General features: G+C 62.9%; 26 protein-coding genes. 1 reads left to right on the forward strand and 25 read right to left on the reverse strand.

Annotated features, from left to right (window positions below; translation table 11 throughout):
* Nucleotides 1-94: 94 nt before the first annotated feature.
* The 10 genes from X773_RS43250 to X773_RS43290 form a co-directional block, all read right to left on the reverse strand.
* Nucleotides 95-583, reverse strand: coding sequence for a hypothetical protein (locus tag X773_RS43250; protein WP_023674527.1), 489 nt, complete (start codon nucleotides 581-583; stop codon nucleotides 95-97).
* Nucleotides 580-915, reverse strand: coding sequence for a hypothetical protein (locus X773_RS0137135; RefSeq protein ID WP_023674528.1), 336 nt, complete (start codon nucleotides 913-915; stop codon nucleotides 580-582). Before X773_RS0137135 ends, X773_RS43250 begins: the two co-directional genes overlap by 4 nt.
* 2 nt (nucleotides 916-917) lie before the next feature.
* Nucleotides 918-1433, reverse strand: coding sequence for a TIGR02594 family protein (locus X773_RS43255; RefSeq protein ID WP_245274619.1), 516 nt, complete (start codon nucleotides 1431-1433; stop codon nucleotides 918-920).
* Nucleotides 1434-1456: 23 nt separating this feature from the next.
* Complete coding sequence (locus X773_RS43260) at nucleotides 1457-2476, reverse strand: hypothetical protein (RefSeq protein WP_023674530.1); 1020 nt, start codon at nucleotides 2474-2476, stop codon at nucleotides 1457-1459.
* 3 nt (nucleotides 2477-2479) lie between these two features.
* Complete coding sequence (locus X773_RS43265) at nucleotides 2480-2713, reverse strand: hypothetical protein (protein WP_023674531.1); 234 nt, start codon at nucleotides 2711-2713, stop codon at nucleotides 2480-2482.
* Nucleotides 2710-3132 (reverse strand): phage tail protein, encoded by a 423-nt coding sequence (locus X773_RS43270; RefSeq protein ID WP_031211182.1) that lies wholly within the window; start codon nucleotides 3130-3132, stop codon nucleotides 2710-2712. The genes X773_RS43265 and X773_RS43270 overlap by 4 nt, the downstream gene beginning before the upstream one ends.
* Complete coding sequence (locus tag X773_RS43275; protein ID WP_023674533.1) at nucleotides 3129-5267, reverse strand: hypothetical protein; 2139 nt, start codon at nucleotides 5265-5267, stop codon at nucleotides 3129-3131. Before X773_RS43275 ends, X773_RS43270 begins: the two co-directional genes overlap by 4 nt.
* A 147-nt stretch (nucleotides 5268-5414) precedes the next feature.
* On the reverse strand, nucleotides 5415-5750 hold the full coding sequence (locus tag X773_RS43280) for a hypothetical protein (protein WP_023674535.1): 336 nt from the start codon (nucleotides 5748-5750) through the stop codon (nucleotides 5415-5417).
* A 9-nt stretch (nucleotides 5751-5759) separates the two neighbouring features.
* Nucleotides 5760-6299 (reverse strand): phage major tail tube protein, encoded by a 540-nt coding sequence (locus X773_RS43285; RefSeq protein ID WP_023674536.1) that lies wholly within the window; start codon nucleotides 6297-6299, stop codon nucleotides 5760-5762.
* 32 nt (nucleotides 6300-6331) lie between these two features.
* Entirely contained in the window at nucleotides 6332-7828 is a 1497-nt protein-coding gene (locus tag X773_RS43290; RefSeq protein ID WP_023674537.1) for a hypothetical protein, read from the reverse strand.
* 339 nt (nucleotides 7829-8167) lie between these two features.
* Between X773_RS43290 and X773_RS43295 the strand changes: the two genes are divergently transcribed.
* Complete coding sequence (locus X773_RS43295) at nucleotides 8168-8902, forward strand: hypothetical protein (RefSeq protein WP_023674538.1); 735 nt, start codon at nucleotides 8168-8170, stop codon at nucleotides 8900-8902.
* Here X773_RS43295 and X773_RS43300 read toward each other — a convergent pair.
* The 15 genes from X773_RS43300 to gpW form a co-directional block, all read right to left on the reverse strand.
* A complete protein-coding gene (locus X773_RS43300) occupies nucleotides 8883-11747 on the reverse strand; it encodes a hypothetical protein (protein WP_023674539.1) in 2865 nt (954 codons plus the stop codon). The genes X773_RS43295 and X773_RS43300 overlap by 20 nt on opposite strands.
* Nucleotides 11740-12087, reverse strand: a complete 348-nt coding sequence (locus X773_RS43305) for a hypothetical protein (protein ID WP_023674540.1) — start codon at nucleotides 12085-12087, stop codon at nucleotides 11740-11742. The genes X773_RS43300 and X773_RS43305 overlap by 8 nt, the downstream gene beginning before the upstream one ends.
* The gene (locus X773_RS73545; RefSeq protein WP_023674541.1) at nucleotides 12084-13166 is read right to left on the reverse strand and encodes a hypothetical protein; all 1083 of its coding nucleotides are present in this window, start codon (nucleotides 13164-13166) and stop codon (nucleotides 12084-12086) included. The genes X773_RS43305 and X773_RS73545 overlap by 4 nt, the downstream gene beginning before the upstream one ends.
* A gap of 10 nt (nucleotides 13167-13176) precedes the next feature.
* Nucleotides 13177-16380: a DUF4815 domain-containing protein gene (locus tag X773_RS43315; RefSeq protein WP_023674542.1), complete on the reverse strand. Its 3204-nt coding sequence runs from the start codon at nucleotides 16378-16380 to the stop codon at nucleotides 13177-13179.
* Nucleotides 16381-16384: 4 nt separating this feature from the next.
* Complete coding sequence (locus X773_RS43320) at nucleotides 16385-17473, reverse strand: phage tail protein (protein ID WP_023674543.1); 1089 nt, start codon at nucleotides 17471-17473, stop codon at nucleotides 16385-16387.
* Nucleotides 17473-18327, reverse strand: coding sequence for a baseplate J/gp47 family protein (locus tag X773_RS43325; RefSeq protein WP_023674544.1), 855 nt, complete (start codon nucleotides 18325-18327; stop codon nucleotides 17473-17475). The genes X773_RS43320 and X773_RS43325 overlap by 1 nt, the downstream gene beginning before the upstream one ends.
* Nucleotides 18328-18336: 9 nt before the next feature.
* Nucleotides 18337-18717 (reverse strand): GPW/gp25 family protein, encoded by a 381-nt coding sequence (locus tag X773_RS0137150; protein WP_023674545.1) that lies wholly within the window; start codon nucleotides 18715-18717, stop codon nucleotides 18337-18339.
* A gap of 2 nt (nucleotides 18718-18719) precedes the next feature.
* Nucleotides 18720-18905 carry a hypothetical protein gene (locus X773_RS43330; protein WP_023674546.1) on the reverse strand — a complete coding sequence of 62 codons (186 nt, stop codon included), beginning with the start codon at nucleotides 18903-18905 and terminating at the stop codon, nucleotides 18720-18722.
* A gap of 9 nt (nucleotides 18906-18914) precedes the next feature.
* Nucleotides 18915-19472, reverse strand: coding sequence for a phage baseplate assembly protein V (locus X773_RS43335; protein WP_023674547.1), 558 nt, complete (start codon nucleotides 19470-19472; stop codon nucleotides 18915-18917).
* Nucleotides 19469-20269 (reverse strand): hypothetical protein, encoded by an 801-nt coding sequence (locus tag X773_RS43340; protein WP_023674548.1) that lies wholly within the window; start codon nucleotides 20267-20269, stop codon nucleotides 19469-19471. The genes X773_RS43335 and X773_RS43340 overlap by 4 nt, the downstream gene beginning before the upstream one ends.
* Entirely contained in the window at nucleotides 20266-20667 is a 402-nt protein-coding gene (locus tag X773_RS43345) for a hypothetical protein (protein WP_023674549.1), read from the reverse strand. The genes X773_RS43340 and X773_RS43345 overlap by 4 nt, the downstream gene beginning before the upstream one ends.
* A gap of 13 nt (nucleotides 20668-20680) precedes the next feature.
* Nucleotides 20681-21724: a major capsid protein gene (locus tag X773_RS43350; RefSeq protein ID WP_198023518.1), complete on the reverse strand. Its 1044-nt coding sequence runs from the start codon at nucleotides 21722-21724 to the stop codon at nucleotides 20681-20683.
* 98 nt (nucleotides 21725-21822) lie between these two features.
* Nucleotides 21823-22494: a head decoration protein gene (locus tag X773_RS43355; protein ID WP_023674551.1), complete on the reverse strand. Its 672-nt coding sequence runs from the start codon at nucleotides 22492-22494 to the stop codon at nucleotides 21823-21825.
* A 46-nt stretch (nucleotides 22495-22540) separates the two neighbouring features.
* On the reverse strand, nucleotides 22541-23803 hold the full coding sequence (locus X773_RS73550) for a S49 family peptidase (protein ID WP_023674552.1): 1263 nt from the start codon (nucleotides 23801-23803) through the stop codon (nucleotides 22541-22543).
* A complete protein-coding gene (gene gpW, locus X773_RS43360) occupies nucleotides 23800-24087 on the reverse strand; it encodes a gpW family head-tail joining protein (RefSeq protein WP_023674553.1) in 288 nt (95 codons plus the stop codon). The genes X773_RS73550 and gpW overlap by 4 nt, the downstream gene beginning before the upstream one ends.
* Nucleotides 24088-24089 lie beyond the last annotated feature (2 nt).

Consider the following 24089-nt stretch of genomic DNA (forward strand, 5'->3'; position numbering starts at 1 on the left):
TGTCGTTTCATCGAGCGACATGTCCCGATGCGGAACCGCAACGACCGTGTTGCAGTCCGCGAGCAGCCCGGCATCGACATGCCTCTTTGGCGGGTCAACGACCGACGGCATCGAGCTGTGTTGACACCCGGCCAGGAACAGCAACGCGGCAAGCGCCAGCGCCTTTGGGATTGGCATCCGTCTTTTCCTTCTCGGCTCTCAGAGCGTCTTCCAGAGCAGCGATCGCGACCTTGTCTAGGACGCGCTTGTCGAAATAGTTTTGGGAGATGGCATCGAGCTCGGCCTGGTCCGCGGCCGCCTTGGCGGTTTCAGCAGCGAGTGCCTTGCGCTGCTGTTCCTGCCAGACCAGGCGCTCGTTCAGTTGCCCTTTCGCATATTCACGATCGACGCGGCCGTCGACGAGGCCGGCGAGCGCCGGACCGGCGTAGGGGATGTAGCGCAGCGGGCCGATCGGCACGCCTTCGTAGGCGACGACGATGCCGCCGGCGACGACCAGGGGCAGTCCGACGCGGGAAGTGGCGAAGGTCCAGATCGGGCCAAGGACCGCGAGTAAAGGAGCGAGGAATGGAGCGAGAGCAATCATTCGCCAGTTCCCTTGGGAGGCTCAGTCTGTACCGTGATCGTTTGGGCCGGCGCTGGCGTCGGATCGACCGGCGGGTCTGCATATGGCCGGGCCGCTCGAGTCGTGTAGATGGCCACCACGTCCTGCATGGTCGCGAAGCCGGTATAGCCGAAGACAAGCACCATGATGATCAGTTGCCAGCCCCAAGCAATCGTCTCGTTGACGCGCGTGTCGGGCGCGTTGATCAGGATGAAAAGCTGGTAGCAGGCCCAGACGAGCGTCGCGTAGAGCATAACCCTCCGCCACAGCCACGACGGTTCGCCGTTCTTCCGCCGCTCGATCTGGGGCGCCATTGTCAGGCCTCGTTCCTCGACAACGTCCCGTCGCTGTTGAGCACCGGCAAGTTGTAGCGCTCGGCCAGCGGCGCCGTGCCTGGCCAGCGGAAGCCCTTGATGCGTGCATTCGGGCCGGAGAGGGCGAACGGTTTGATCGACACCATGTCGCCCTGGTTGCCGCCCAGCACCATGATGTTGCCGTGCTGATCCTTGCCGACGACGAAACCGACATGGCCGAGGCCGCTGCTCGGTGAATTGCGCCAGAAAATGACAATGCAGCCGAGGGCGGGCCTATCGAGTTTGACGGGAAGGTGCAGCCAGGCTTGCGAAGACGCGCCGCCAGCGACCGGCTTGATGCCCGCTTCGGCGAGCATGCCGCCAACGAACGCACCGCACCAAGGCGTCTCATCGTCCCTGATGCCGGTGCCGACATCCTTGAACCAGTCGAGGATGTTCGGGTTGTGGTGCGGGCCGTGGATTTCGCGCTGCCCGACATAGGCGCGCGCCTTCTGCAGCCAGAGGGGATCCGGCATCATGGCAGTTCTCCTATTGTTGTGAGTTACCGGCTGTCCGTGCCAGCGCCGCCCTTGGGCTGCTTCAGCCCGAGCGAAGTCGTGAAGCCGGCGCCCTTCGAAATCGAGTGGCCGACGGTATCAATCTGGTAGGAGCCGTCGATCCCCGGGCGGGCGCCTGAGACCGTGCAGATTGCTTCGGGTTCGGCGACGGCATTGCCGATGATAGTGACGTTGCCGCCACCCTTCTCGCGGTCCGATTCCTTGCCGTGCGCCTCGCCCTTCTTCTTGGCCTGGGCCTCGTTGGCGACAGTGACCAGTGCGCGGAGCTTGCTGTCGACATCGGCAATCCCGGTGTCGACCTCCACCTCGACGCGCTGGCCTTTGGCCCGGTCGAAGTAGGAGAGGGCGACCTTATTGAACTTAGGCCGGCTGATGATCGGGGAGATGTCCCATTCCAGCAGGTTATCGCCCCACCGAGCGGCGATCGGCGTCAGCGGCCGGCCAGAGGACGAGATGCCCTCATTGCGCGGGGACAGGAAGCCTCGCGACCCGATGATCTTCAGCGTCCCGCCGACCTCGCGCGCGATGCGCTGGCCCCACGAGACGAAGCTTTCGTTCTGCTGGATCCAGTAGTCGCGCTCGACCGACGCGAGCGAGCCGAGGACCTGCATCTGGATGCCGGCCTTCTCGCCCCATTCCGACGCGACGCTTTGCAGCGTTGCATGATCTTTGTGCCGCAACGACGGCTGCTTGGCCTTGCCGCCATGGTCGATCGAGCTGGCCGTGACTTTGATCTCACGCCCGGAGCCTTTGCTGCCGGTGCTGTTGGCGTCGGAAACGAAGCCTTCGAACGCCCAATTGCCGTTGATCTCGACGGTGACCGTGGCGCGCTCCCGCGGCAACAGCACAAGGCCATCCTTGTCGGCCAGAACCATGCTGCAGGAATCGGAGGCCTCGCCAGCCGATCGCTGGATCTCGACGCTTTTCAGCAGCGGTCGGAAGCGGCTTGTGACGTCCTGGCCGGCGATTGTCACCTTGTAGTTGCCCTGGATGAAGAAGTTCACCGGTCAGTCCCATAGCCTGATCACGTCGCTCTTTTTCGCCTGGTCGCTGATCTCTTCCACGGGCAGCTTGACGATGCTGCCGACGGTCAGGAAAGGGGATTGGAGGGAGAGATCCTGGTTGAAGGCCAGCACGCGCTCGAGGTAGCCGACAGGCTGCCGGCGCAGCAGGCGCCAGATGACCTGCGACAGCGTCATGTGCTCGGACTTGATTGTCTCTGCGATGAACTTCTCGGTCACTGGAAGAGCCTCAGGATAGACGATGCCATGCCGATCCCGGGCGAGCCGACACGAATGAGCTCGACCGTGAACTGGACCTCGCGGCCGACACCCTTGTGATCGAGGTAGCCGCTCTGGTTGGTGATGCCCTGGATCAGCACCCAGCCCAGCGGCGTGAAGTCGCCGCGCATGAGCGGCAACGGGATCGAAGCCGCCCGGGCCGCCTCGAGGGTCGCCAGTGTGCCGAGCCCACCGAAGTGCTCGGGATGGATGACCCCCGTGAGCGTGAACGTGCTCTCGTCGTCGCCCATCGATTCGTAGACCGGCGCGACCCCGACGACCTCATGCTTGGCGAATGACGATGCCGTCTTGCTCTCGGTCTCGGTCAAGTTGGTGACCAGGTCGAACACGACCGGACCAAGCGACATCAAGGCGGTCATGGCACAACTCCGAAATCGGAGTGAGCACGGCGGATCTGCGCGTCGACGGCCGAGTGGGCGTTAGCGGCGGCCGTTGCGGCTTGCGTCAGGGTGGCTACCAGCTGCCTGGCAGCTGCAAGCGCAGCCTGAATGGAGGACTGATCGACGGTTGGCGTCGCGGTGACGGAGAGCGCATCCTTCATTTCAGCACCGGCCTGTTTGGCTTCAGCGACGCCAGGCGGCGGCGCAGCGCCCCGGCCGACGCGATGCCACCCGCCCTCGAAGGGAACGCCGTCGAACATCCGGTGATAGTTGTCGCGGTCCTGCGTGGCGCCCTGCGAATAGACCTTCGGTGGCGGCAAGCGATTGTCCCTCGCATTGGACGCCGACGTGTCGCGGATAAATTTCCAGACGGCCGCGCCACCCACTAGAGCGCCTAACGCCCAAGGGTTCATCAGCATGGCACCAATGCCTCTCTTGCCGGCGGCACCTGCAGCTGCACCACCAACCACACCACCGCCGCCCTGGGCGACCGCCGCTGCCGTCAAGGCCGCCGCTGCGCTGTTGAGGGCAGCACCGGCGGTGATCAGACCGTAGATGCCCGCCGCGACCTTCCATGTGCCATAGGCGGCCACGCCGGCACCCAACACGCCCATGCCGCCCAGCACGCGAGGGTCGCCCTTGCCGACCATCTCTGCGAAGGAATTGATGGTGCCGGCCAGCGAGTTGAGCGCCGGCACGATCACCGGCATAACGGTTTCACCGACGGAGGCAGACAGGTTCCGCAGCGATTCCTGGAAGCCGCGATAGGCGACGAACGGGTCCTGGTCCTTCGCGCTATCGGCCGCATCCGTGCCCATGCCGCGATTGTAGAGGCCGACCAGGCGCTCAATCTGCGGCATCTGGGTGATGAGGCGTGTAAGCAGCCCGGTGGCGCTCGAATTGCGCGAGAGCCCAGAGACCGCCTTGGCAACGGCCGTATCGTTGTTGATGTCGACACCGTCTTGCTTCAGAGCGGGCACAAGGTACTTTTTCACCCACGCGTAGGGATTGGTGCCGAACAGATCGGAGTCGACCAGGTTGCCCTTGCCCTCGCCGGTGCGTAGTCCCATCCGCCGCTGCTCGGCAAGGTTCGGCTTGCTGGCATTGTCGCCGGCGCCGATTACGAACGACTTGTAGGCCATGGCGAGCGCGGTGCCGGCGCCGTCGGCGCCCATGTCCTGGATCATCGCCGGAGCGACTGTGGCAAGGAATTCAGGGCTTAGGCCGGGACCGGCAATGCGCGAACGCCTGGCGAAAGACCACATCGAGCCGACATCGAAATCGTTGCCTTCGATCTGCGATGCCTTCACGAAGGCGTCGATCAGCGTGTTGACGTTCTTGACGCCTTCAGCGCCGGCTGCGTTCGTGCCCAGATTGTCGAGGCCCTTCATCAAGCCCATAAGACTGGTCGTGGCAGCCTCGATGCCCTTAGCGGATTGCAGGGTGACGAACCCCTGCACCATGCGGTCAAGCACTTCCATGCCGCGTTCGGTGGAGCCCATGGTGTTGCGCGCCGTCCGCGCCATTTCCATGATGTCGGTGATGTTGACCGATGGATACTTCTGCGAAAGCTGCTGCGAGCGATGGAACATCGTGTCCTGCTCGCCCTGCGGGATGCCCGCCATGCGCTGGCGGAAATACTCCCGCTGGCGCTCCGCCGAGGCGCCGATCGCCTCACGGCCGAGCACGCCTGTCATATAGACGCCGGTATAGCCGCCGAGCATCACGTAGGCGGGCCGCAGGGCCTTCTGGATGCCGCGGCTGATCCGGTTGGCCTCGCGCTCGGTCTCCCGCATGCCGGCGCGGACCTGGGCGAAATGGCCGAGCGTCGCCGACTTCCAGGCCGAGATCTCGGACTTCTTCAGCGCGGCGGTCAGGCCACGACCGGCGATATCCTTCTGCAGATTGTCCCACGACCGGCGAACGACATCGATCTCTCGGGCGCCCAGCGCCATTTTTTCGAGCTGCCGCTGGAAGTTCTGCCCCCATTGGGCAGACGACAGGCGCTTGGCCGCCCTCTCGATCGAGGACATGGCGCCCTCGACCTTCTTGGCCTCGCCGAGACCCATCGCCTGGACGATGAGCTGCAGCCGGCCGACGAGTGTGCGTGCCATCAATGCCTCAACGGATTTTCGCGCCCGCGATCTTGGCCTGGAATTCGGCCTTCTCGCGTTCGAGGTTCAGTGCGTCGCAGTAGAATTGCAGGATCCGCAGCCACTCCATGTCGAGCACCTGCGGGAGAGGGGTGTTGAAGGTGTGCGCTACGAGTCCGACGTAAGACCGGCAGCGAGAGGGTTTTGCTCGGCCGCCGCCTTCAAACGGCGGGGTAAGAAAGGGATGACGGCCTCGTCGATCGCAAAGCGGTCGTCGTCGTCCATCGCCTCGTATACCTCGAGCGGGAAGTCGAACATCGGCGGGATGGGGCGCTCGCCGCGGCCGAGCGCGTCCATATACTGCTCCACCTCTTTGCCGCTGACGCGCCGGATCTTCACTTCCGTCCACGTCTTGTCCTCGAACTCGACCGGGAATTCGAGGGGCACCATTTTCTCCCGCTCGGCGGCGCCTATGACCCGAGCGACCTTTACCTCGTCAGCCATGCGTCACCCTTACGAAAGGCCGAGATTGCGGGAGACGGCCTGCAGCGTCGACACGGCGTCGATGCGCAGCCCGTTCGGCCCCGCGAAATAGTCGAAGTAGATCTTCTCGGCCGCCCCGAAATAGAGGTGGTAGAACAGGATCTCGTTGATCTCGTAGTCGCTCGAGATCCCATCGTCCTTCTTGAATTCCGAGATTTCCGCCTTGGTCATCCGGCCCTCGACGATAGCCTTGAGTGGGATGTCTTCGTGGGTTCGGATGTCTCGGATGTTGCCGCGAATGGTGTACTTGATGCGCGCGGCGCCGGCCGGCATGAACCGCGGCATGACGGTCGGGTTGTAGCCCTCAAGCGAGAAGGCGAGGGGCGCGATCGTGAAGGATCGCATGCCGAGCTTGATCGACGCGACGGCACCGCCGCCCATGTGATCCTTGGTCTGCTCCTCCATCCCCGGGATCTTGACGGTCTTCAGGGCGAGGAACTGCGACTCGGTCGGGTCATCGTCGCCGATGAACAGGTTGGCCGAGTCCAGGTTGAAGAGTGTGTTGGGCATGAAAGTGTCTCCGGTCTATTGGAGGAAGCCGCTTACGCGACTTCCTGGTTGCCGAGCTGGATGGAAATGCTGCGGACGAGACCGTCCAGCGCCTCGGCATAGCGCCGCGACCGGATGGTGATCTTGCGCAGCACCGGCGGCTCCTCGGCCTTGAAGGTCAGGTCGATGTTGCCAAGGCGGAGTTCGGACGGCGTGTTGACGTCCGGGTCGAACTCGATGCGGTAGTCGAGGATGTCACCGTTGGCCTTGAAGCCGCGCAGCTGGGTGTCCAGCGTGTTGATGATCGCCTGCACCGTCTGGGCCGTTAGATTGTAGCGGCCGAGATAGGTGCGGACGGCACGAACCTGCATCAGTTCGATGTAGTCGCGCATTCGACAGACGTTCGCGAACAGCCATTCCGATTCCTGGCTGAGCGTGTCGGTGCCCCAGAAGGTGAAGCCCCCGTCGGTCAGCGCGCCGTCGACGCCGGTGTCGCCGCGGAACATGATGCCGAACGAGATGGCGAGGTCGTCCTGGCCGACCACGGCAGGGTCCGTGATGGAGAACGGGATGATCGGGGTGACCCCGACGATGCCGAACACCTGCTGGTTGGCGACCGAATGACCAGGCACGCCGTCGCTCTGCGCATCGCGGCGGACGTAGAGGCCGACGATGTAGGGCGACAGGGGCTTGGTCACGACATTGCCGCTGCCGTCGAGGATCTTCGCGTCCTGGCGCAACGGGTGAAGAATCCGTTGCGTGCGCGGGATGGTTTCCAGCCAGTCGACCGCCGCGGCGCGCGTGTTGGTCGGGCCTTCCGGCAGGAACATGGCCTTCAGTCGCTCACAAATCGTCGGCATGATGGCGACGACAGCATTCGCAAGCTGCTCGAGCGTGATCGTCGCCGTGGCGCCGACCAGGTTGGCGGAAGCGGCGAAGGACAGCGTTGGCGCCACCGTATAGCTGCCGGGGTTGGTGATCGCCACCGCCGTCAAGGCACCACCGGCGACCGTGAAGGTGCCGGCCGCACCCGAGCCCGTGCCGCCGGTGAAGGCGAGCGCGAAGGTGCCGTTGGTGCCGAGCGAGCCCGGTGCGGTGATTGCCCCGAAGACCAGTCCGCTGACGGTCTGCGAGGTGTAGCCAGGCGCGATCAGCAGGCGAGGGGTGACGCCGAGCTCTTCCGGCGCGTCTAGGAACGCCCAGACGCCGGTGCCATTGGCTTCGCTGCCGAGCATGCTGGCGATCACGGTGGCGGCCGAGGCGTTGTCCGTGACACGTACGATCACGCAACGGGCGGCGCCGACGCCGCCGCCGAGCTGGGCGGAGATGCCGGCGAGGGCGTCGACAAGGGTGCCCGTGGTGCCGAGCAGCGCACGCAGAGCCGTGTCGTTTGTGTAGAGGACGACGGCGGTATCAAGCGGGAAGGCGGCGGCGTCAGCCGCCGGCGCGGTGCCGATGATGCCGATGACGCTCATGTCGGCGCCGAGCACCGCCTGCGCTTCAATGCCGTCGCGAAGATGCTTCACGCCTACGATGAGTTCGGATGCCATTTCGGCTGTCTCCCGTGTTGCAAAAGAAAAGCCCGCCGAATGGCGGGCTTGATGGTGGCCTTTAACTGGCTGGCTTTGCCATTGTTCGGCAGTGGCAAGGTTCTTGATCTTTAGATGACCAATGCCTAATGATGCGCTTGGGCTTGGGAGTATAAACGATGAGAAGTTGGCTGGTTAAGCTAGCGCTTATATTTCGTTCTAAAGACATCTATCAATGGCATGACGGCTCTCCGGGAACGAAACGTCGCAAACTTCCGAGCGGGCGGTGGGAAACCCGTCCATTGAACCAGGAAGAATACGACGCCGCGATGGAAAACAATGCGTGGTAGCTCTTTAGACTTGACCGAAATCCATGAGCGCCTCGATTTTTGCGGACTTGAGATCGAGCGTTTTGCCCGGGAGGTCATGGCTTACGCCAATCACGGCTTCAAATCCCGGATGGCCGATTTTCCGTCCAGTCCAAGTCCCGTCAAGCATATCTACGCCACCATGGTTAAGCCGATTCCGATTGCGCTTCGGTGCCGTGCGGGAATGATCGCAAACGAAATCCGCGCTTGCCTCGACGCTCTCGCCTGTGTTCTCGCCGCACGAAATGGACAGGACACAAAGGGCGTATACTTTCCTGTAAAAGAGAACGCGGCTGAATTCGCCAAAGACGGTCGAAACAAGATCAAAAAGCTTTCTGGAATCGATCAGGGCGTTATCGCGAGCGTGCAGCCCTACCAGCCCGGCAACTCCGGCATTCTTTACCTTCTTCACGAAGCCGACATATTCCGAAAGCACATCAAGCTAGTGATGTCTGGAGGTGGGGCCGGCGGCATAGGTTTTGGAAGTGGTGGTGCGGCGTTTATGGGTAGCACCAACACGGCACCGCCGCTGTTCACCGAGATGAAGAAAGAATTCAAGGTCCACGAAGTTATTGTTTCCGGACAGGCGGAGTTCAGCATCATTTTCTGCGTGCGATTTGCAGAGCCTCCGTTCAACAACTTGAATGTTCAATTCTTCCTTGAGGATAGCTTGTCAGAAGTTAGGCGGGTCGGTTCGCTGTTCGATACTATGGGAAAATCTGTTTGAGCGCTTCGGTGATCTGATGCGTGTATCGTTTCTCGGTCTCTGTGTTGGGCAGGAAGTGCAGCCCGTCGGGCACGTAGTCCGTTAGGTTTAGATCATTGATGCCGAGATTGTCCGCGAGGTTGATGAGCGGGCTTCCCCAATACTTTGCAAGGGCGATCTGTGCATCGACGACGTCAGTCGAATTGACGCTGGTCGCGTTTCGGCTGTGGTGGGTAATGAAGACGGTACGCGTCTGCTTGCCCAGCAGCTTTCGGGCATCGTGGATCTTCTTGTATATGAAGTTCGAGGCCCCCGCGAAATAGCGACGGTCATAGCCGGCGGCAGCCGGGCTTTGGAACGGAAACGTCGTCTGGCCAACTCGGTCGTTGATGCCGTAGTCGAACACGAACAGGTCGCCAGCAGCCATATTGGGCACGAGGCGGGCTTCATAGTTTTTCGAGACCAACGCATCAATGTGAGATTGAAGCAGGACAAAGCCACTGCCTGGCTGCAGCGTCGCATAATTGGCGGCTGAAACCTCCAACCCGAGATTCGCTTGATAGAGCGCATTCACGTCGGCCAGTTCCAACGAGAATTTGTATATGAGGTTGCTTTGAGAGTACGGCGTGTTGTTCTCGTTGAACGCCCTGATCGATCCTCCGCCAAAAGCAATGTTGACGACAGTCGCCCCGAGCTTGGAAGCGACGTTGGCAGGGTAGCCGCCGCCCTCAGGGATGCTCGTTCCCATCCAAATGATGGTCTTGTTTTTCCAGACTGTATCCGTTGCGGCTACGATCGACCCGACGTTGAAACCGCGCGCGGGAGCATTTTTCGGAACCCAGGCTATCGGCTGCAGTTGCTGTCCCACGAAGCGATCGACTGCGGAAGCAGCTTTGAAGCCGAACGTATAGAATTCGACACCACTGCCGGCGGTGTTGGTCAGCGTGATCTGAAGCCCGTATTGAGCCCATGCGCTGCGGAACTGGCCTCGGAAGTCGTAGCGCCGCAGCTTGCTGCTGAGCTGGGTAACGCGCCACGTGTCTGTCAGGGCGGTGACGGCAACAGCCACGCCAGAGTTGAGGAAGAAAGCTGTCGGGTTGCTCGTGCTCTGATATGGCCCGAAATTGCCGGTTGGCGCATAGAGGAAAAATGAGGCGTGAACGTACTCATTCTGGCGCCCGGCTCCGAAGTCGAACTTGACATTCGAGGTCCCGGCCAGTGATGCACTGATAGGAAATTTTATGGCCTGTCCGTTCGGGACACGATCGGTTATTTCCTTGTTCGTTGATACCACGGGCGCCGCACCAAGCGTGGCGGTGTAGTTCAGGTCGGCGATAATCTTGGCACCAATCTGATCCAGCAGCGGAGAGTCGCCCGCCACTGCATCAAGAAGCTCGGCATTGCGCGCAGCCAGGCCGAGAAACGACCGGATTTCATTGATGGATGGCTGCGTGTCTGTAATGAGGATCAGTGGCGCGGCTGCATAGGCAGCACGGCCGACTGTCGAACTCCCGTCCGACAGACGCAGGAACTTGCCGTCGACGCCCGCCGGCATGATGACTTGGCCCCAATCGAAACGATGTGTCGCATCGAGCTGAACCGACCCGCGCGATGTGCATATTTGATTGGCGGTGCCAACGCTGCTTGCCGCATTGTCGGAGGTGCGCGTGTTGAGCGTGTTGACTTGGAAAACACCACCTGGATCGCGCAAAATGTGGCCGACTGTCACCCATTTCCCGACAAGTGAGGCCACGGTATCGAGCGTATGCGGGCCATAGGTGCTCGTCGGAGGTGCCTCCAACACAACGCCAAGCTGGCTGTAGATCGCATCGGCCGCTGCCACGGGCACTGCAGTTATTGGGAAAAGCGCGTTAATTGCATGCGCCTGGTCGGCAAGCGCATAGGACGGCAGCAGGTTGAGATACTTCTTGCGAGTCAAATCGAGGTAGTTGATGTCGAGTTTCGCAGCATCGATAGAGCGGCCAATCTCGGTCGCAACACCCGCCACGTTCCTGTAGAAGATGAAGCCTTCGCCAGCTACAGCGGACTTCACAGCGAAGGTGTCGCCATCGACGGTGTTTGGGCCAAGCACCGCGCTCGCAGACGCGCCAGTCAGGCCGGCTGAAGCGGTGAAGACGCGGGTTGGTGCGACGGTGTATGAACCTTTGGCGAGATCATAGATCGCCGTCAGAGCGCCGCCAGACACCACAAACCGGAAGGCGCCACCCGAACCGGTGCCGCCCGTAAACGAGCCGGTGAAGGTGCCGTTGGTGCCACCGGAGCCGCCCGTGATAGGGCCGGCGGCGATGATGCCGTTGCCGAGCGCAGCCGCAGTCGAAGCGAAGTAGCCCCGGAAATTGAGAGAAGCGTCGCGGGCGTCCTGGGCCGCAAGGGCAGCAGCTGAAGTCGTGACCACATCGTTGGCCGTCAGGATCGCCTTGGCATCGGCCGTATCGCGGGCCGCGATCGCACTCGCAGTTGCGGCTTCCGCCGTCTCGTTCACATAAGCATCGAGCCACTCCGCTTCCGTGCCGACGAAGCCATTGTCAACCGCGATCTGGTATGCACTTTTGCCGTCTGCTCCGGTGTCACCTTGGTCACCGTCATCACCTTTATCACCCTTGGTGCCACGGTCGTCGGTCGCATCGGCGATGTCCGTGACCAGCCCCAGCGGACCCAGATAGCCCCCGACGTCCGGCTTAGTACCTTCGCCGCCCGTCCAGTCGACCAACTGCCTGACCCGACGTTCGCCATCGGCGATCAGTGCCGTCACCATCGACCAGCCATTGTAGCCCCGAAGGCCGGAGGCAGCGGTCGGGTCGACCTCGACGCCGCTGTCGCCGTTTTCGTAAATCGCGTTAGGCATTTGGAGTCACCTGGATATCAACTGGCCAATGGAATTTTCCGGGGATGGCGCGGGCATCCACGCCCACCCCCCTAACGAAGTCGAACGTCACCGGCTTCGGCTGCATTAGCGCCGTCGCAGATGCGGGGAGGACGATTTCAAATTTTCGATTGCCCGGCCTTACGAGCGTGCCGTCAAGTGTATCGGCGACCCAAAAAGTTGCACCGCCTTGGGCGAAACCGGCCCGAATGCGCCCTGTTTCCAACTGCTCCGTGTCCCAGAACGCTTGACCGAAGCCGACCTCGATCGTGATGGCGAAACCGACTTTGATAGGCTCGACATTCGAGAAAATGACCCTCATGCCGTCCTCCAAATCTCGACGCTGGTATAGAGCTCGGACTCGCCGGAACCCACCGCCACACCAAACCCAAACGTGTTGCGGGTGTTCGTGGCCCAATGTTCGACGCGGTACGCCTTGCCGGCGACAGCCGTTCCCCACCCGACCGAGTCGGTCTGGGCGTTGGGGCCACTGTCGGCCTCCGCACCGGAGCCGGAAGCCACGGTAACACCGTCCGCGACATTGAAGAGTCGGGTAACGTGAGCCGCCACCGCACAAGCCGGCGCGCGCCATCGCACCCGGCAATTTACCGAAGGCGTGAATTCGTCGCCGGCCAAAGTAATGATGGCTGCGGGGTCGTAAGCCTTGGTGTTCAAGGTTCGTGTTCGAAATGCACCTGAGACAAAATTGCCACCAGCGACGCCCGAAAGCTTCCTGTCCTCAAGCACGGCATCTGCGGCGCCGCCACCGGCGGCTATGGCTGCATCCTTCAGGTCGGTGGCGCGCCAGGTCCGCTGGGCGGTATCGACGAGGGCGCGTGCCAGCGCTTGCGTCCCGTCCGCCTTCGTCGCCTTGCCGGCGAGCAGCGTCATCATGGAGGTTGCGAAGTTCGGGTCGTCGCCGAGCGCCGCCGCCAATTCGTTCAGCGTGTCGAGCGTGCCCGGCGCGGCATCGACCAGGGCGGCGATCGCCGTGGTGACCTCCGCCTTGGAGAAGACGTCGAGCGTGGTCCGCGCCGCCGCAGCCGAATTATTGAGCAGCAGCGCGCGAATGTAGGACGACACCTGAAACGACAGCCGGGCATCGTCGATGGTGCCGACAAGGCTCGATGCGTTGACGATGGAAGGCGAGAACGAAAGCACGGCAGCGGCGACAAAGGCCGTGGTGGCAAGCCGCGAGCTGTTGTTCCCGGGGTCCTGCGTCGGCGCCGTCGGCGCCCCGGTGAAAGCCGGGCTGTTGAGCGTCGCCCGTAACGCCAGTGCGGCAAACGCCGCCGCGACGTCAACGTCGATGGCGCCGAGAGCCGAGACGATCTGGTCGTAGGACGCCTTCAGGTCCGCCCTGATCGGCAGCTGATAGTTGCGATTTGGGGTTGTTGCCATTCGCTCAGCCTCAGATCGAGAACGCGCGCAGGTCATTGACCGATGGCCGCGCCGCCGGCGTGCCGGTCAGCGTCAAGCGAATGCGGCCCTGGACTGCGGTGTAGCTTGCATCCGAGAACGTCCTTTCGAGTGAGCCGTCGGCAAGTGCCTCGGCTGAGACCTGCGGCAGGACCTGGAACACGTCGTCCGCCGCGTCGTTCTCAACGACGAGCGTCGAGCCGACCGGCAGTTTGGTCTTCATCACCGCATCGAGCCTGACTGCCGTGCCCATGGCGAAGGCGCGGCTGACATAGACGCCTGACGCCTGCATGGTGCCGAGGATGGCGAGCACGTCGCGCCCCATGATCGGCGACACCTTCTCGGTGCCGGTCAGGACGGCGCGCAGCGCGACATTGCCGGAAAAGAAGCTCTGCCGCTCCCATACCTGGCCGGGTTCCACCCGGACCGGCTGCTCGCCTTCCGGCTCGATCTCGAACAGCAGCCGCGTGTCGCCGGTGGGCAGGAAGACCTGCGCCTCGGCGATGAAGTCGGACAGGTCGAAGGCGGCGATCGTGCCGAGCGCGACCGTCTTCGAGACTGGCGAGAACTTGGCGCCGTTGATGCGGAACGTCAGATCCTCGTCCTGATGCGCGGTCCAGGTCGACGCGTTCGACGAGGAGAAGCGGACGCCGACCGTATAAGGCTGGGCGCCGATGAATTCCTGCCGGGCAGCATCGAAGCCGCCGCGCGCCGCCAGCGAGACCGAATGGTCGGGATCGTTGGTCTTCAGCACGAAGGCGGTTTCCTGCCCCTGCGGCACGAAGACAGGCGGGTCGAAGGTGAACTTGTGCCAGGTGCCGATCAGCGCCGAATGCATGTCGGTTTCGGTCTGGGCAATGACATCCGTGGTCGGATAGCCATTGTCCATCGCCACGATCTCGCACAGCACCGGCTGGTTGACGTCGCCAATGGCGCAGAATTTCACATCAATCGAAGCGATGTGGCGGCCTTCCGTAAACTGGAAAGACTGCGCCACCGGGTCGGTGTTGCCGCGACCACCGGGACCGCCGTCGCTATCCTGCCTCTGCCCACCTCGAGCCGGAGCTTCCTGAAAGCGCTGGACCGTAGTCAATTGCTGGTTCGTGATCAGTTCGATCCGACCTTGTCCGGTGAACTGCGACTGCGCCGTCGAGTCGCCGCCGCCGACTGCCGATACATCTTTGGTGCCGGACGCAACATTGGCCGGAATGGTAAAGGTCCCGGTGACACGTCCATTGGCATCGCCGACCAGCGGGCCTGCTGGCGTCACGTCCAGATGGTCGAAGGTGAGGCTGGCCAGCGTCTCGCCGGCACCGAAGCCGTCGATGACGAAGGCTACCGATATCTGCCGCAGGAAGCGGGCCGTCACTTCGCGCGTAGACGAGATGATCTCGGTCGTGGTGACCCGACTGCGGTTGCCCTGGCCGAAGACCTGCGTTTCCGGCGACAGCCAGTCGGTATGCGTCTCGGTCCAGAAATCCTGCGATGGCGTGATCGTCATCTTCGCCGGCAGGGGCGCGAAGGCCTGGTAGGGATTGATCTTGGTGCAGCCGGTCACGGCTTCCTGTGCGACGACGAGCTCCTCGGTGAAGTTGAGATATTGCGCGCCGGCGAGCGATATCTCCTCGAAGGTCGGCATGATCGGGATCTGGAACGAGCCGCTGAAGACGGCGCCGTTCTGTGCTTCGCCAGCGTCACGATAGCGATCGTCGTTGAACGGGTCGACAAAGACGCCCTTCTTGGCGACCGGCTCGCGCGACGAGATGTCGAGTTGCAGGCGATCGAGCGCGATCAGGTCGAGCGCGTCGACCAGGCGATTGTACATGCGATCGATGGTCGAGAACGGATAGGCGCGGATGCCGTTGTTGAGCACGATGGGCGTGCCGAACCAATCATTCTCGACCACGCAAAGCGACAGCAGTGTCGCCGGCGTCGCCGGTGGCTGCGGCTGCTCGATCGCGGCGACGCCCTTGAGGTAGACGACCAGGCCGTTGCGGTCGAGGCAGATGCGGTCGAAGCGCGGCAGCTTGTAACTGTAGGTCACGAAGATGGCCCCGCCGGTTACACCGCCGGAAATCGTCACGCCAGACGCGCTGACAGCATCCGGAACGACGGCTTCGAGGTAGCGATAGGTCACGTCGTAAGACGACCCGCCGGCCGGCTCGGCGCCGCCAGGCGCCCAATCGACACGATCTCCGGTCCGGAGATAGTCGGTCGTCACCGCATATGTGGTCGCCCCTTGTTCGACCAGGGATATCGAGGTGACGCCGGCGTGGCCGAGAAGATCGGTTGTTCCGGCCACGGCTCCGCGAAGAACCGTTTCGGTCGTTTCCTTCTCGACGATCACGGTCGACACCGAATTGATCGGCGTCCGGTTGAGCGCGATGACGGCGGTGCCACTGCCTGCATCGGCGAAGGTGTGCGGCTCGGACGCGATGTTGAGCACGTCGGGCGCCTCTAGCTCGCCATAGCGAGTCGCCGTATTGCGGGTGCGCTTGTAGCCGAGGATGTTGGCGGTGCCTTCCTCGATCGAGAACCACTGCTTGCCAGTGGTGAGCCCGAGCGGCGTCACCCGGCAGCCGCGTGCGATGTAGTTCTCATGGGCATCATAGTCGTAGACAGCGATCGCCTGATTGAAGCCGGACAGGCTGGGCGGGGCGACCTGGTCGACGACAAAGCCGTCGCGAAGCTGGTAGACCCTGTAGAGGTCGCCATCCTCGCCGTCGCCGTCCCAGCCCCATGACAGCGACAGCACCTCGCGAACGGCACCATCCTCTTCGAACGATGCCGTGCCTTCCTGTAGGCCGAGAAGCGTCGGATCCTCTTCGTGGGTGACGACGGTCGACAGCGCTCTCACGCCGATGACGACATCACCGGTCATCGCAACGGCAGTGAGAACCGCGGCAGGGACCGAGCGGACGTCGCCGCGAATGTAAATCTGGCCGGCGGCGAGAGTGACGGTAGTAGCGTCGACGTCGACGATGATGTCGGAGCCGCTGACGCGGTCGCCATCTCTGGCGATGAGGTTGCCGATATTGGTCCGCTTGCGCCCCTCGATCGAGAACGCTTCGTTGATCTCAGCCCCTTGCGCGAACTTGCCTTCGCGGATGTAGACGCGCTCGCGCAGCGCCGAAGCGCGCGAACGGTCATAGATGTCCGGGAAGGCCTCGAACGGACGATAGTCGTCAAGCGCCATGGGTTCAGATTTCCAATGTGAGCGTTACGTGCTGCCGCACGGTGCGGCGGAAGGTAAAGTCGAGCGGCACCGAGCCGATCTTCATGTCGGCCGCGTAGAAGCCATCGTCGAAAACGATCTCGTCCGGTGCCAGCCAAAGCTTGCCTGGCTTCGCCGCGTCGGCGTTGCCGGCGCGGAAGACGAGGGCGCAAGTTGCCGCCGTCTGGCCTTCGCCATCGCCGAAACCGGTCCGGCACTCGACCTGCAACGTGATCGTCTCGCCGACGGCGTCGATACTCGTGACGTCCTGGAACGAAAGTGGTCGGCGGTAGCCGATCGCCTCGCCGCCGCTGTTGTAAAAGCCGACATAGACCGGCAGCCGCAGCATCAGGAACGCCTTGAACGCGGCAACGTCCTCGACTCCGTCCCACGAAATGCCAGGGGCATCCCAAGGGAAGTCGCCCCATTCGAGCTCGTCGCCCTCATGCACGTCGACGCCGAGCGTAATCCGTTGCGGTTGGCCGGCTACGATAGAGCCGGCATCATCCTCGCCGTGGCTCCATTTGACCGAGCCGCCGTCGACTCGAGCACCGCTGTCGTCGCCCCAGATGGCGTCCCCCCAGCGACCCTGCGCCCATTCAAGGGTGCGAAAGTCGTAGCCGTGCCAGCCTCTGAAGAAGAACGACCGGGCAGGATCCGACAGGCCGGCCAGGTATTCGGCGTCGAGCAGGACCGGCAACTCAATGTCGGGGACCCGGCCCATTCCGATCTGGTAGCGGTTCCAGTTCCGTCGCGCCGCCTTCTGGTCGTCAATGTCGAGGTCGATATATTGCAGCCAGGCAAGGGCAGTTGCGACGGCAAGCGGTGTGCCGCGGATCCGCTGCCATGGAATGCCAGCAGCGATCAGCATGTTGGCGTCGTTGAAATACGACGATATCGGGCCGAGCCCATACTCCGCGACGATCCACGGTGCGAAGCTTGCCGGCAGGACCGGCTGGTACTTCAGGCCACGGCCGGCGTCGATCGTCGGTCCGAAATAGCTGAGACGGTCGAGCGATTCCGAGACAGACCGCTCGAGCGCGGTCGCGTTGCCTGGCAGCAGATGGTCAGCCATCAACGTTGGCGACCCGAGAATGTGAGCGCGACCGTGCCGATGGCAATAGCAGTGTTTCCGTCGACGACGACGGAGGCTGCCGGAGCCGTCACCTCAACCTTTGCGACACCGACCGCGTGCAGCTTCGACGCGATCCACGAAGAATTGAGATCGAAGCCGATGCCGCCCTCGGCAGACCATGCCGCCCGCAAGGCTGCCTCGAGGCCGTCAAAGACAGCCATTGGCGTGTCGGGCAGCAGCCAAACCTTCGCGGCAATGTTGGATGTGACCTGAGTGGCCGCTAGAACCTCAACCACGTCGCTGACCACGCGCACGCCTGCCGCTGACACTGCCGAGGTTACGGCCGCCAGCATCGCGGCATCCGGAACACCACCATTGTCCGACGACAGCAACGCGATCCGTATGTTCGGACCGCCATCGACCCGGTACACCCGGACCTCTTTGACCCGCACGTCGGCCGATCGGGCAACGAACATGTAGCGCTCTTCCGGACCGGCCGGGGACCGGCCCTGGATCGCCAGGACAACGCGCGAGCGCAAAGCCTCGTCAGTTTCGCCGGTCAACCGGATGACATCGTAGAAACCGGCCAGGTGATCGAGATCCGATCCGGTCGCGAAGGCGACCAGATTGGCCCGCGCCGCGTCATTGACGCGGGCGCGCAGCAGAACCTCACGATAGGCCGCAGCCTCGAGGATAATCTTCACCGGATCGGTTTCGAGGTTGCCCACGTCGTAGTCGACGCCGGCGGCGGTGAAGCGCACGATCACGTCGGCCACCAGAGCATCGACGACTGCTTCGAAGTCCAACGTCTCGATGATCGCTGGCGCGGACAGCGTCGAGAAGTCGAGCGACATCTATGAGCCTCAGATCGAAGGTTTCAGGGTGACGGTCCCGCCGTCGATCGAGACGAAGAGCCTGGCCTGCTCCCAATCGAGATGGCCATACGGCAGGTGCTTGCCGTTGATGGTGAAATCGCCGTAGCCGAGCCGGTTGACGTCGTTGACGACGAATTGGACGACCTTGAAGCGGGGCTCGAACAGCTCGACCAGCATCCACAGGACGTTGAACCAAAGCAGGATGGTCCGCGATGTCGCATTCTCGCCCAAGAGGCGCAGCCCGGGGTTGCCGAACCACTCGCGCATCGCGCGCTCGCCCTGAAAGGTGGTAAAGATCTTGCCGAGGCTCTGCTCGACGTGCGGGAAGCCGTCGAGGACGGCTCCGCTCGTCGCGTCGATGCCTGCCACGGTCAGGCTTTCTTCGCCTTCTTGGCGGCGTCATCCGACTTTGCGGGGGCTTCCTCGGTGAGGTAGCCCTGCCGGAGAGCGTGCTCGGCCTGCGCCTCGGTCAGCGCGATCGGTATTCCTTCGCCCGGGTTGGGAACGCCGGCGACCGTTTTGCCGGCCAGAGCAGTTGGATAATAGGCCTTTTTCATGTGATCCTCCTATACGGGCACGTCGGTGTCCGAACCGCCAGATTCGACGCCGCCGTGCTTGTGGGTGTCGCCGATTTCCTTGTCATTGTGCTTCATCGACGAGCCGTGCGTGACAAATTCGTCTGCCTGGACACTGAGCTTCGAGCCCGATATCTCGACCGTCGTGTCGCCGACCTGAAACTTCAGGCCACCGGACACCAGGGTGATGGTGACGTCCCCGAACGTGAGCTTGTGCTCGCCACCATCCTGCGACGGCGAGGGATTCTCGTCCGTCCAGTGATAAGGTTCCGCCATGCCCTGCTCGAGATCACCGGCCTCTGACCGGATCACCATCACCTGACCGAGCGACGGCATGCTGTGCAGCTTCAACGCCCCGGCAACTTGACCGACCGGAACCCATGGCGACAGCACATTGTCTCCGTCATCATCCTTTCCGAGGACTAGGCGCACCAGATGGTTCGTGGCGTCGACATCATTGACCTTCCCGACCCAATGGCTGCCGGCCAGCCGCCGTTCATGTTCCTGCAGCCGCTCAAATACGGAGCGCAGAACGCGGTGAAGGCTCATGGCACCTGCTGAGGCGGAACGATCTCGCCTTGCTGCGGCGCGTCGACGTCCTCGAGGTCCGGCACGCTGCCATCGCCTTCGTCCACTGAACCCGACAGCGGCGCGAGGCCGGTCGCCTCGAATGCCGCATCGGTCAGGCCAAAATTCGTCTGGAACAGCTCGTAGTCGTGCAGTCCTGCCGGGTCTTCGACCAGTCCTTTAATGTGGTCGGCCAGGACCTCGCCTTCGGAGCCGGCGCCATCGGCGCGCAGCAGCGCGTCCATTTCCAGCCAGGCACCATAGAGCGGCCTGCCGAAGTCGGCGTCGGCGACGCAATCAAGTTCATAGACGATCTCCATGCATGGGATCTTCACCCCGCCCTGGATCTCGACGAGCACAAAGCGGCTCACCTTGTCGTCGATCTTGAGCACGAACCGACGCCAGACCTTCACCCAAGCCGGCACGCCATAGTGCATCGCCGCGTCGATCTGCCGGCCGATCGTGTTGAGCGCCAAGCCGGCCCCGACATTGTCGATCTCGAACGTGACCGAGTCGGGCAGTTCTATCTTCGACGGCGGCAGATACACGTAGATGTTCGTGCGGACGATCTGGCAGCCGCCCTGCGTCTCGAGTCCAACTGGCTTGCCTTTCGCCTCGCCGGTGTAGATGGCAATCACCGGCCTTGGTTTCGCATTGGCCGCGCGCAGGGTCTCGGTGATTGGGTCGAGAGGCTGATCGTAAATCTGGTCCTGCGCCCACGTCCGGCCGGCGAGAAGCCGCGCCAGCATAATGCGCGTGGCGAGACTGATAAGGCTCATGCCGGCACACAGATGCAAACGATGCGGCCGAGCTCGTCCGGATCCGTGCGGATAACGCGCAGCTTCACGCCCGACCGCGTCGGGTCGAGCAGCCAGATCTCGTCACCGTCAACCGGCCACGCGTCGCGGGTAGCGAAGCGCGAGTCCGTGTAGGAGACATGGATCTTGTCGGCAGCCAGACCGGGCTGAAATCCATCGTATTGGCCCTGGTCCTTCGGACGGGCCATGATCGGGTTGTAGTCGACCACGCCGACGACATCGATGTCGGCGCGACCTCCGTCCGCGGACCGGGAGAAATACTGGCCTGCGACCTTTCGAGCGACGCGCGTGGGCTCACCCATGAGCGCGTCGACCTCGGCCGAAACCAGCGTTTCCAGATCCGCGAACGGCGTTGTCATCTGGGAGGACGACTTAGGTCCGGCGGGCGCGCATGAGCACGCGCGGGCGGGTGCAGTAGTGCAGGACGTTCGATTGGAATTCCAGGTTGACACCCTTGTCGTTCGGCATCTGCCACTGCTTGGCGTACATCTCGAGCCCCATGGTGTTGACGGTCTCGATATAATCGGCCGGAGCGTAGACCGAGCGGAAGAGGCCGGGAACGCCGAGCGGAACGAACTTGGCTTCGTTGGTGTCGATGCCGATCGTCTGCCCGCCGCGGTAGTTGACCCAGGTGATGTCGAAAAGGGTGAAGGAACCCCAGACACCCTGCTGGACGCTGCCATTGTTGTTCTGGATGTAGGCCTGGCGGAGCGTGATCGCTTCGGCGATGTTCTTGTAGGTATCGCGAACTTCCTTGTGCGCGATGAGATCGTCGAAGAACGCGTCGCCGCAAAGTGCCATGACACCGGAGTAGGGAAGGCCGTCCAGGGTTGTTCCCATCGAGCGTGTCAGGGCAGTCGCCTTCTTGCGAAGGATGCCGTCGGCAGGCGCGGCATTGTCGAGGTCCCAATCGACCTCCGCTGCCACCGCCTCACCCATCTCGGTGTAGTAGTTGAACAGGATAGAACCGTCGGCGTCGAGGAGTTGACCCTTCGTGATGACGCTGAGGCGATGGTATTCCTCGGTCAGTGCGAAGGACTGGCGGACCTCGGCGCCGCGATTGGCGATCTTGTTTTGGAAGGTCTCGACGGCCCTTTCCTGGCCAAACGCGCGCACGCTCTGCACCTCGTCGGCGTAGATGGCGTCGTCGACCTGGAAGTGAGGCACGCCGAGCCTGCGCATGGCACGGCGATTCCTGCCGAACGTCTTGCCGGGCGCGCCGCGAGGCGAGGCTGGCACGAGGAAGACGTTCTGGTCTTTGTCCTTCTCGATGACCACGTCGAGGGTGTCGATCGAGGTCGTCTGGAAGAGACCGAGGCTGCTGATGAAGCTCGGCACGTATTTCAGTTCACGCATCGCATCGGACATCGTCGTGACCGAAAATGCGTCTTGGTCGAAGATATCGAGCACAGACATTGTGTTTTTCCCACAAAAAAGCCCTGCGGATGGCAGGGCTGATGGACCGATGCGGCGGCGCCGCGGTTAAGAGCCGGCGGGCGTACCCGCCGGGAACGCTAGTTGCGGAGGATGATCTGAAGCTTCTCGAGTTCCTGCGTCGCGTCCGCCTTCTGGCCAGCAGTGATGCCGGCCGGCCAGGCGATGCAGTTGCCGTTCAGCTCGGCCTCACGGACGATCGCCGCGATGCCAATACGAGCATCCGCCGGCGTGGTGGCCGGATAGATCGCGTAGCCGCCGGGGATCTCGGCGCCGTCGGTGGCTGTCGGGTCGAACGCAACCCATTCATAGTCGACGCCGTCGGCCGCCACAGTGACGGTGAAGCGGTCGCCAGCCACGAAGTCCGTCGCATCGGCGATCGTGAACTTGATCTCCTTGGTGAAGGCGACGCCAACCGTGGCCTTGCCGATCGACTTGCCCGAGGGGTCGAACACCTCGAAGGTGCCGGCGTTGGTCGCGGGTTCGGTGCAGATGACGTTGTAGACGCCGTCCTTCACCTTCGAAGAGACCGCCGGGTTGGCGAGGGTGAGCGCGCCTCCACCGGCAGTGTTGCCCGCGTCGGCCGCCGCAGTGGCGACGATATCGGCGACAACAGCCTTCTTTGCGATCAGACTGTTGGCGACGATGGTCTGCGAGAACGCGATCTTCACGGCCTCGCGCGAGCGGTGCCAGTGAGCCTCGCTCATGATGGCCTCACCGGGATGGAGGCCTTCCGTAAGCACGGTTACCATTTGAAAACTCCGTTATGGAAGTTGGGATGACCGGGTGGAACGGGCTTCAGTTCACGCGGCGGTTTGCGTTGGTGACAGCCTTGCCCCAGCCGGCGGCGACCGTGGCGCTGGCCTCGGTCGAGTCCTGGGTGCCGAGGCCGAGAGCTCCGGCCTCCGCCTTCTTCTTTTCGAACGCCTTCGCCTTGGCGGCGGCTTCATCGGCGGCCGCCTTGGCGGGATCGACCGCCGGTGTTTTGGCGTCAACAGCCGCCTTGGTGTCCTCGGCAGCGGCATTCAGGAAGGAAATCGCGGTCTCGGACGAGAGGTCGGCGTCGACCAGCAACTTTGCCAGCTTTGGATGCGCCTTGGCCGCCTCGGTGCCGGTGATTGCCGAGATGCGGGTGCGTTCGTCTGACTTGGCCTTGGCTGCGGCTTCCGCCTGAATCTTGGCAATGTCAGCCGTTTCGGTGGTGCTCATGAAGGATCCTCCGGAGCGTTGAAAGCGGCGGTTTTTGCCGCGGGTGGAAAGTGCGGCGAACGCCGCTTCGAACTGGCCGACTTCATCGGCCATTCCCAGGGCGACGGCATTGGCGCCGACCTCAACGCCTCCGCCGCCGAATTTCTTGATGACGGTGTCGGGCGTCACGTTGCGGTGCTTTGAGACAGCCGAGACGAAAACACTCGCGAGGTCGTCGACCATCTTCTGAATGCGAGCCTTGCCCTCATCGGTCTCGACGTTCGGCCGTTTGCCTGGCGACTGCGACGAGACGAACTCGAGCCTGCTGATACCGGCTTTTTCTTCGGCCTTCTTGCGATCGGTAATGCCGAGCACGACGCCGATCGAGCCGAGGACGGCCAGGTCGCTCACCACGACTTTGTCGGCTGCGGACGCGATCCAGTAACCGCCGCTCGCTGCCATGCCGCTGACATAAGCCGTAACCGGCTTCTTGGCCCGCGCGGCGAAGATGGCTGCGGCCAGTTCGTCGCAGCCATTGGCCTCGCCGCCTGGGCTGTCGACGTTGATCATGATCGCGTCAACCGTCTTGTCGTCGAGTGCCGCTTGCAGATCACGCCGTAGGATCTCGTAGGACGTTGCGCCAGAGAACGCGACGAACAGGTTCGCCTTCTTGAACAGCGGACCGGAGACGTCGAGGATCGCAACATTTTCGCGGATCTTCAGCCTCTCTCCGTTGTCGGCCCGGGCAGATCGATAAGCTTCCAGGGCCTCCGGCGTCGTCGAGTTTTCGCGCGAGGCAATGGCAACAAGTTCCTCGACGCGCTCGGGCAGCATTGCCCATGGCGCCGAAATCGCGGCTTCGACGATGTTCATCTGATCCTCCGCCCAGGCCAGGTGTCCTGGCGATAGCCGCCGGTGATGGCGAATCTGGTCGGTCCTCGACCGCGTTTGGCCGCGCATTCCGACTCGAGCCGGGCAATCAGGGCACCGAACATCGCGAAGTCGCCTGCGCTGTACTTCACTGTTCGGTCACGGAAGGTGATTTCCGTGACTTGGCCACCGACCGAAGCTTTCATATAGGCGGGGCGAAGCGCGACCAGCGCAATGCACGGGTCGTACTCCTCGACGCCGAATATCAGGTCGAAGTCGATCGCCACGG

The sequence above is a fragment of the Mesorhizobium sp. LSJC280B00 genome, assembly GCF_000502835.1.
Lineage (GTDB): Bacteria > Pseudomonadota > Alphaproteobacteria > Rhizobiales > Rhizobiaceae > Mesorhizobium.

What these genes read in the sequence shown, in the direction of transcription:
- X773_RS43300 (WP_023674539.1), bottom strand. Translation starts at nt 11,747, where the DNA reads ATGCCTAACGCGATTTACGAAAACGGCGACAGCGGCGTCGAGGTCGAC.
- X773_RS43255 (WP_245274619.1), bottom strand. Translation starts at nt 1,433, where the DNA reads ATGATGCCGGATCCCCTCTGGCTGCAGAAGGCGCGCGCCTATGTCGGG.
- X773_RS43290 (WP_023674537.1), bottom strand. Translation starts at nt 7,828, where the DNA reads ATGGCATCCGAACTCATCGTAGGCGTGAAGCATCTTCGCGACGGCATT.
- X773_RS43355 (WP_023674551.1), bottom strand. Translation starts at nt 22,494, where the DNA reads ATGGTAACCGTGCTTACGGAAGGCCTCCATCCCGGTGAGGCCATCATG.
- X773_RS43280 (WP_023674535.1), bottom strand. Translation starts at nt 5,750, where the DNA reads ATGGCTGACGAGGTAAAGGTCGCTCGGGTCATAGGCGCCGCCGAGCGG.
- X773_RS43275 (WP_023674533.1), bottom strand. Translation starts at nt 5,267, where the DNA reads ATGGCACGCACACTCGTCGGCCGGCTGCAGCTCATCGTCCAGGCGATG.
- X773_RS73550 (WP_023674552.1), bottom strand. Translation starts at nt 23,803, where the DNA reads ATGAACATCGTCGAAGCCGCGATTTCGGCGCCATGGGCAATGCTGCCC.
- X773_RS43345 (WP_023674549.1), bottom strand. Translation starts at nt 20,667, where the DNA reads ATGACAACGCCGTTCGCGGATCTGGAAACGCTGGTTTCGGCCGAGGTC.
- X773_RS43270 (WP_031211182.1), bottom strand. Translation starts at nt 3,132, where the DNA reads ATGACCGCCTTGATGTCGCTTGGTCCGGTCGTGTTCGACCTGGTCACC.
- X773_RS43340 (WP_023674548.1), bottom strand. Translation starts at nt 20,269, where the DNA reads ATGAGCCTTATCAGTCTCGCCACGCGCATTATGCTGGCGCGGCTTCTC.
- X773_RS43305 (WP_023674540.1), bottom strand. Translation starts at nt 12,087, where the DNA reads ATGAGGGTCATTTTCTCGAATGTCGAGCCTATCAAAGTCGGTTTCGCC.
- X773_RS0137135 (WP_023674528.1), bottom strand. Translation starts at nt 915, where the DNA reads ATGGCGCCCCAGATCGAGCGGCGGAAGAACGGCGAACCGTCGTGGCTG.
- X773_RS43250 (WP_023674527.1), bottom strand. Translation starts at nt 583, where the DNA reads ATGATTGCTCTCGCTCCATTCCTCGCTCCTTTACTCGCGGTCCTTGGC.
- X773_RS43320 (WP_023674543.1), bottom strand. Translation starts at nt 17,473, where the DNA reads ATGGCTGACCATCTGCTGCCAGGCAACGCGACCGCGCTCGAGCGGTCT.
- X773_RS43285 (WP_023674536.1), bottom strand. Translation starts at nt 6,299, where the DNA reads ATGCCCAACACACTCTTCAACCTGGACTCGGCCAACCTGTTCATCGGC.
- X773_RS73545 (WP_023674541.1), bottom strand. Translation starts at nt 13,166, where the DNA reads ATGGCAACAACCCCAAATCGCAACTATCAGCTGCCGATCAGGGCGGAC.
- X773_RS43325 (WP_023674544.1), bottom strand. Translation starts at nt 18,327, where the DNA reads ATGTCGCTCGACTTCTCGACGCTGTCCGCGCCAGCGATCATCGAGACG.
- X773_RS43335 (WP_023674547.1), bottom strand. Translation starts at nt 19,472, where the DNA reads ATGAGCCTTCACCGCGTTCTGCGCTCCGTATTTGAGCGGCTGCAGGAA.
- X773_RS43350 (WP_198023518.1), bottom strand. Translation starts at nt 21,724, where the DNA reads ATGTCTGTGCTCGATATCTTCGACCAAGACGCATTTTCGGTCACGACG.
- X773_RS43315 (WP_023674542.1), bottom strand. Translation starts at nt 16,380, where the DNA reads ATGGCGCTTGACGACTATCGTCCGTTCGAGGCCTTCCCGGACATCTAT.
- X773_RS43330 (WP_023674546.1), bottom strand. Translation starts at nt 18,905, where the DNA reads ATGAAAAAGGCCTATTATCCAACTGCTCTGGCCGGCAAAACGGTCGCC.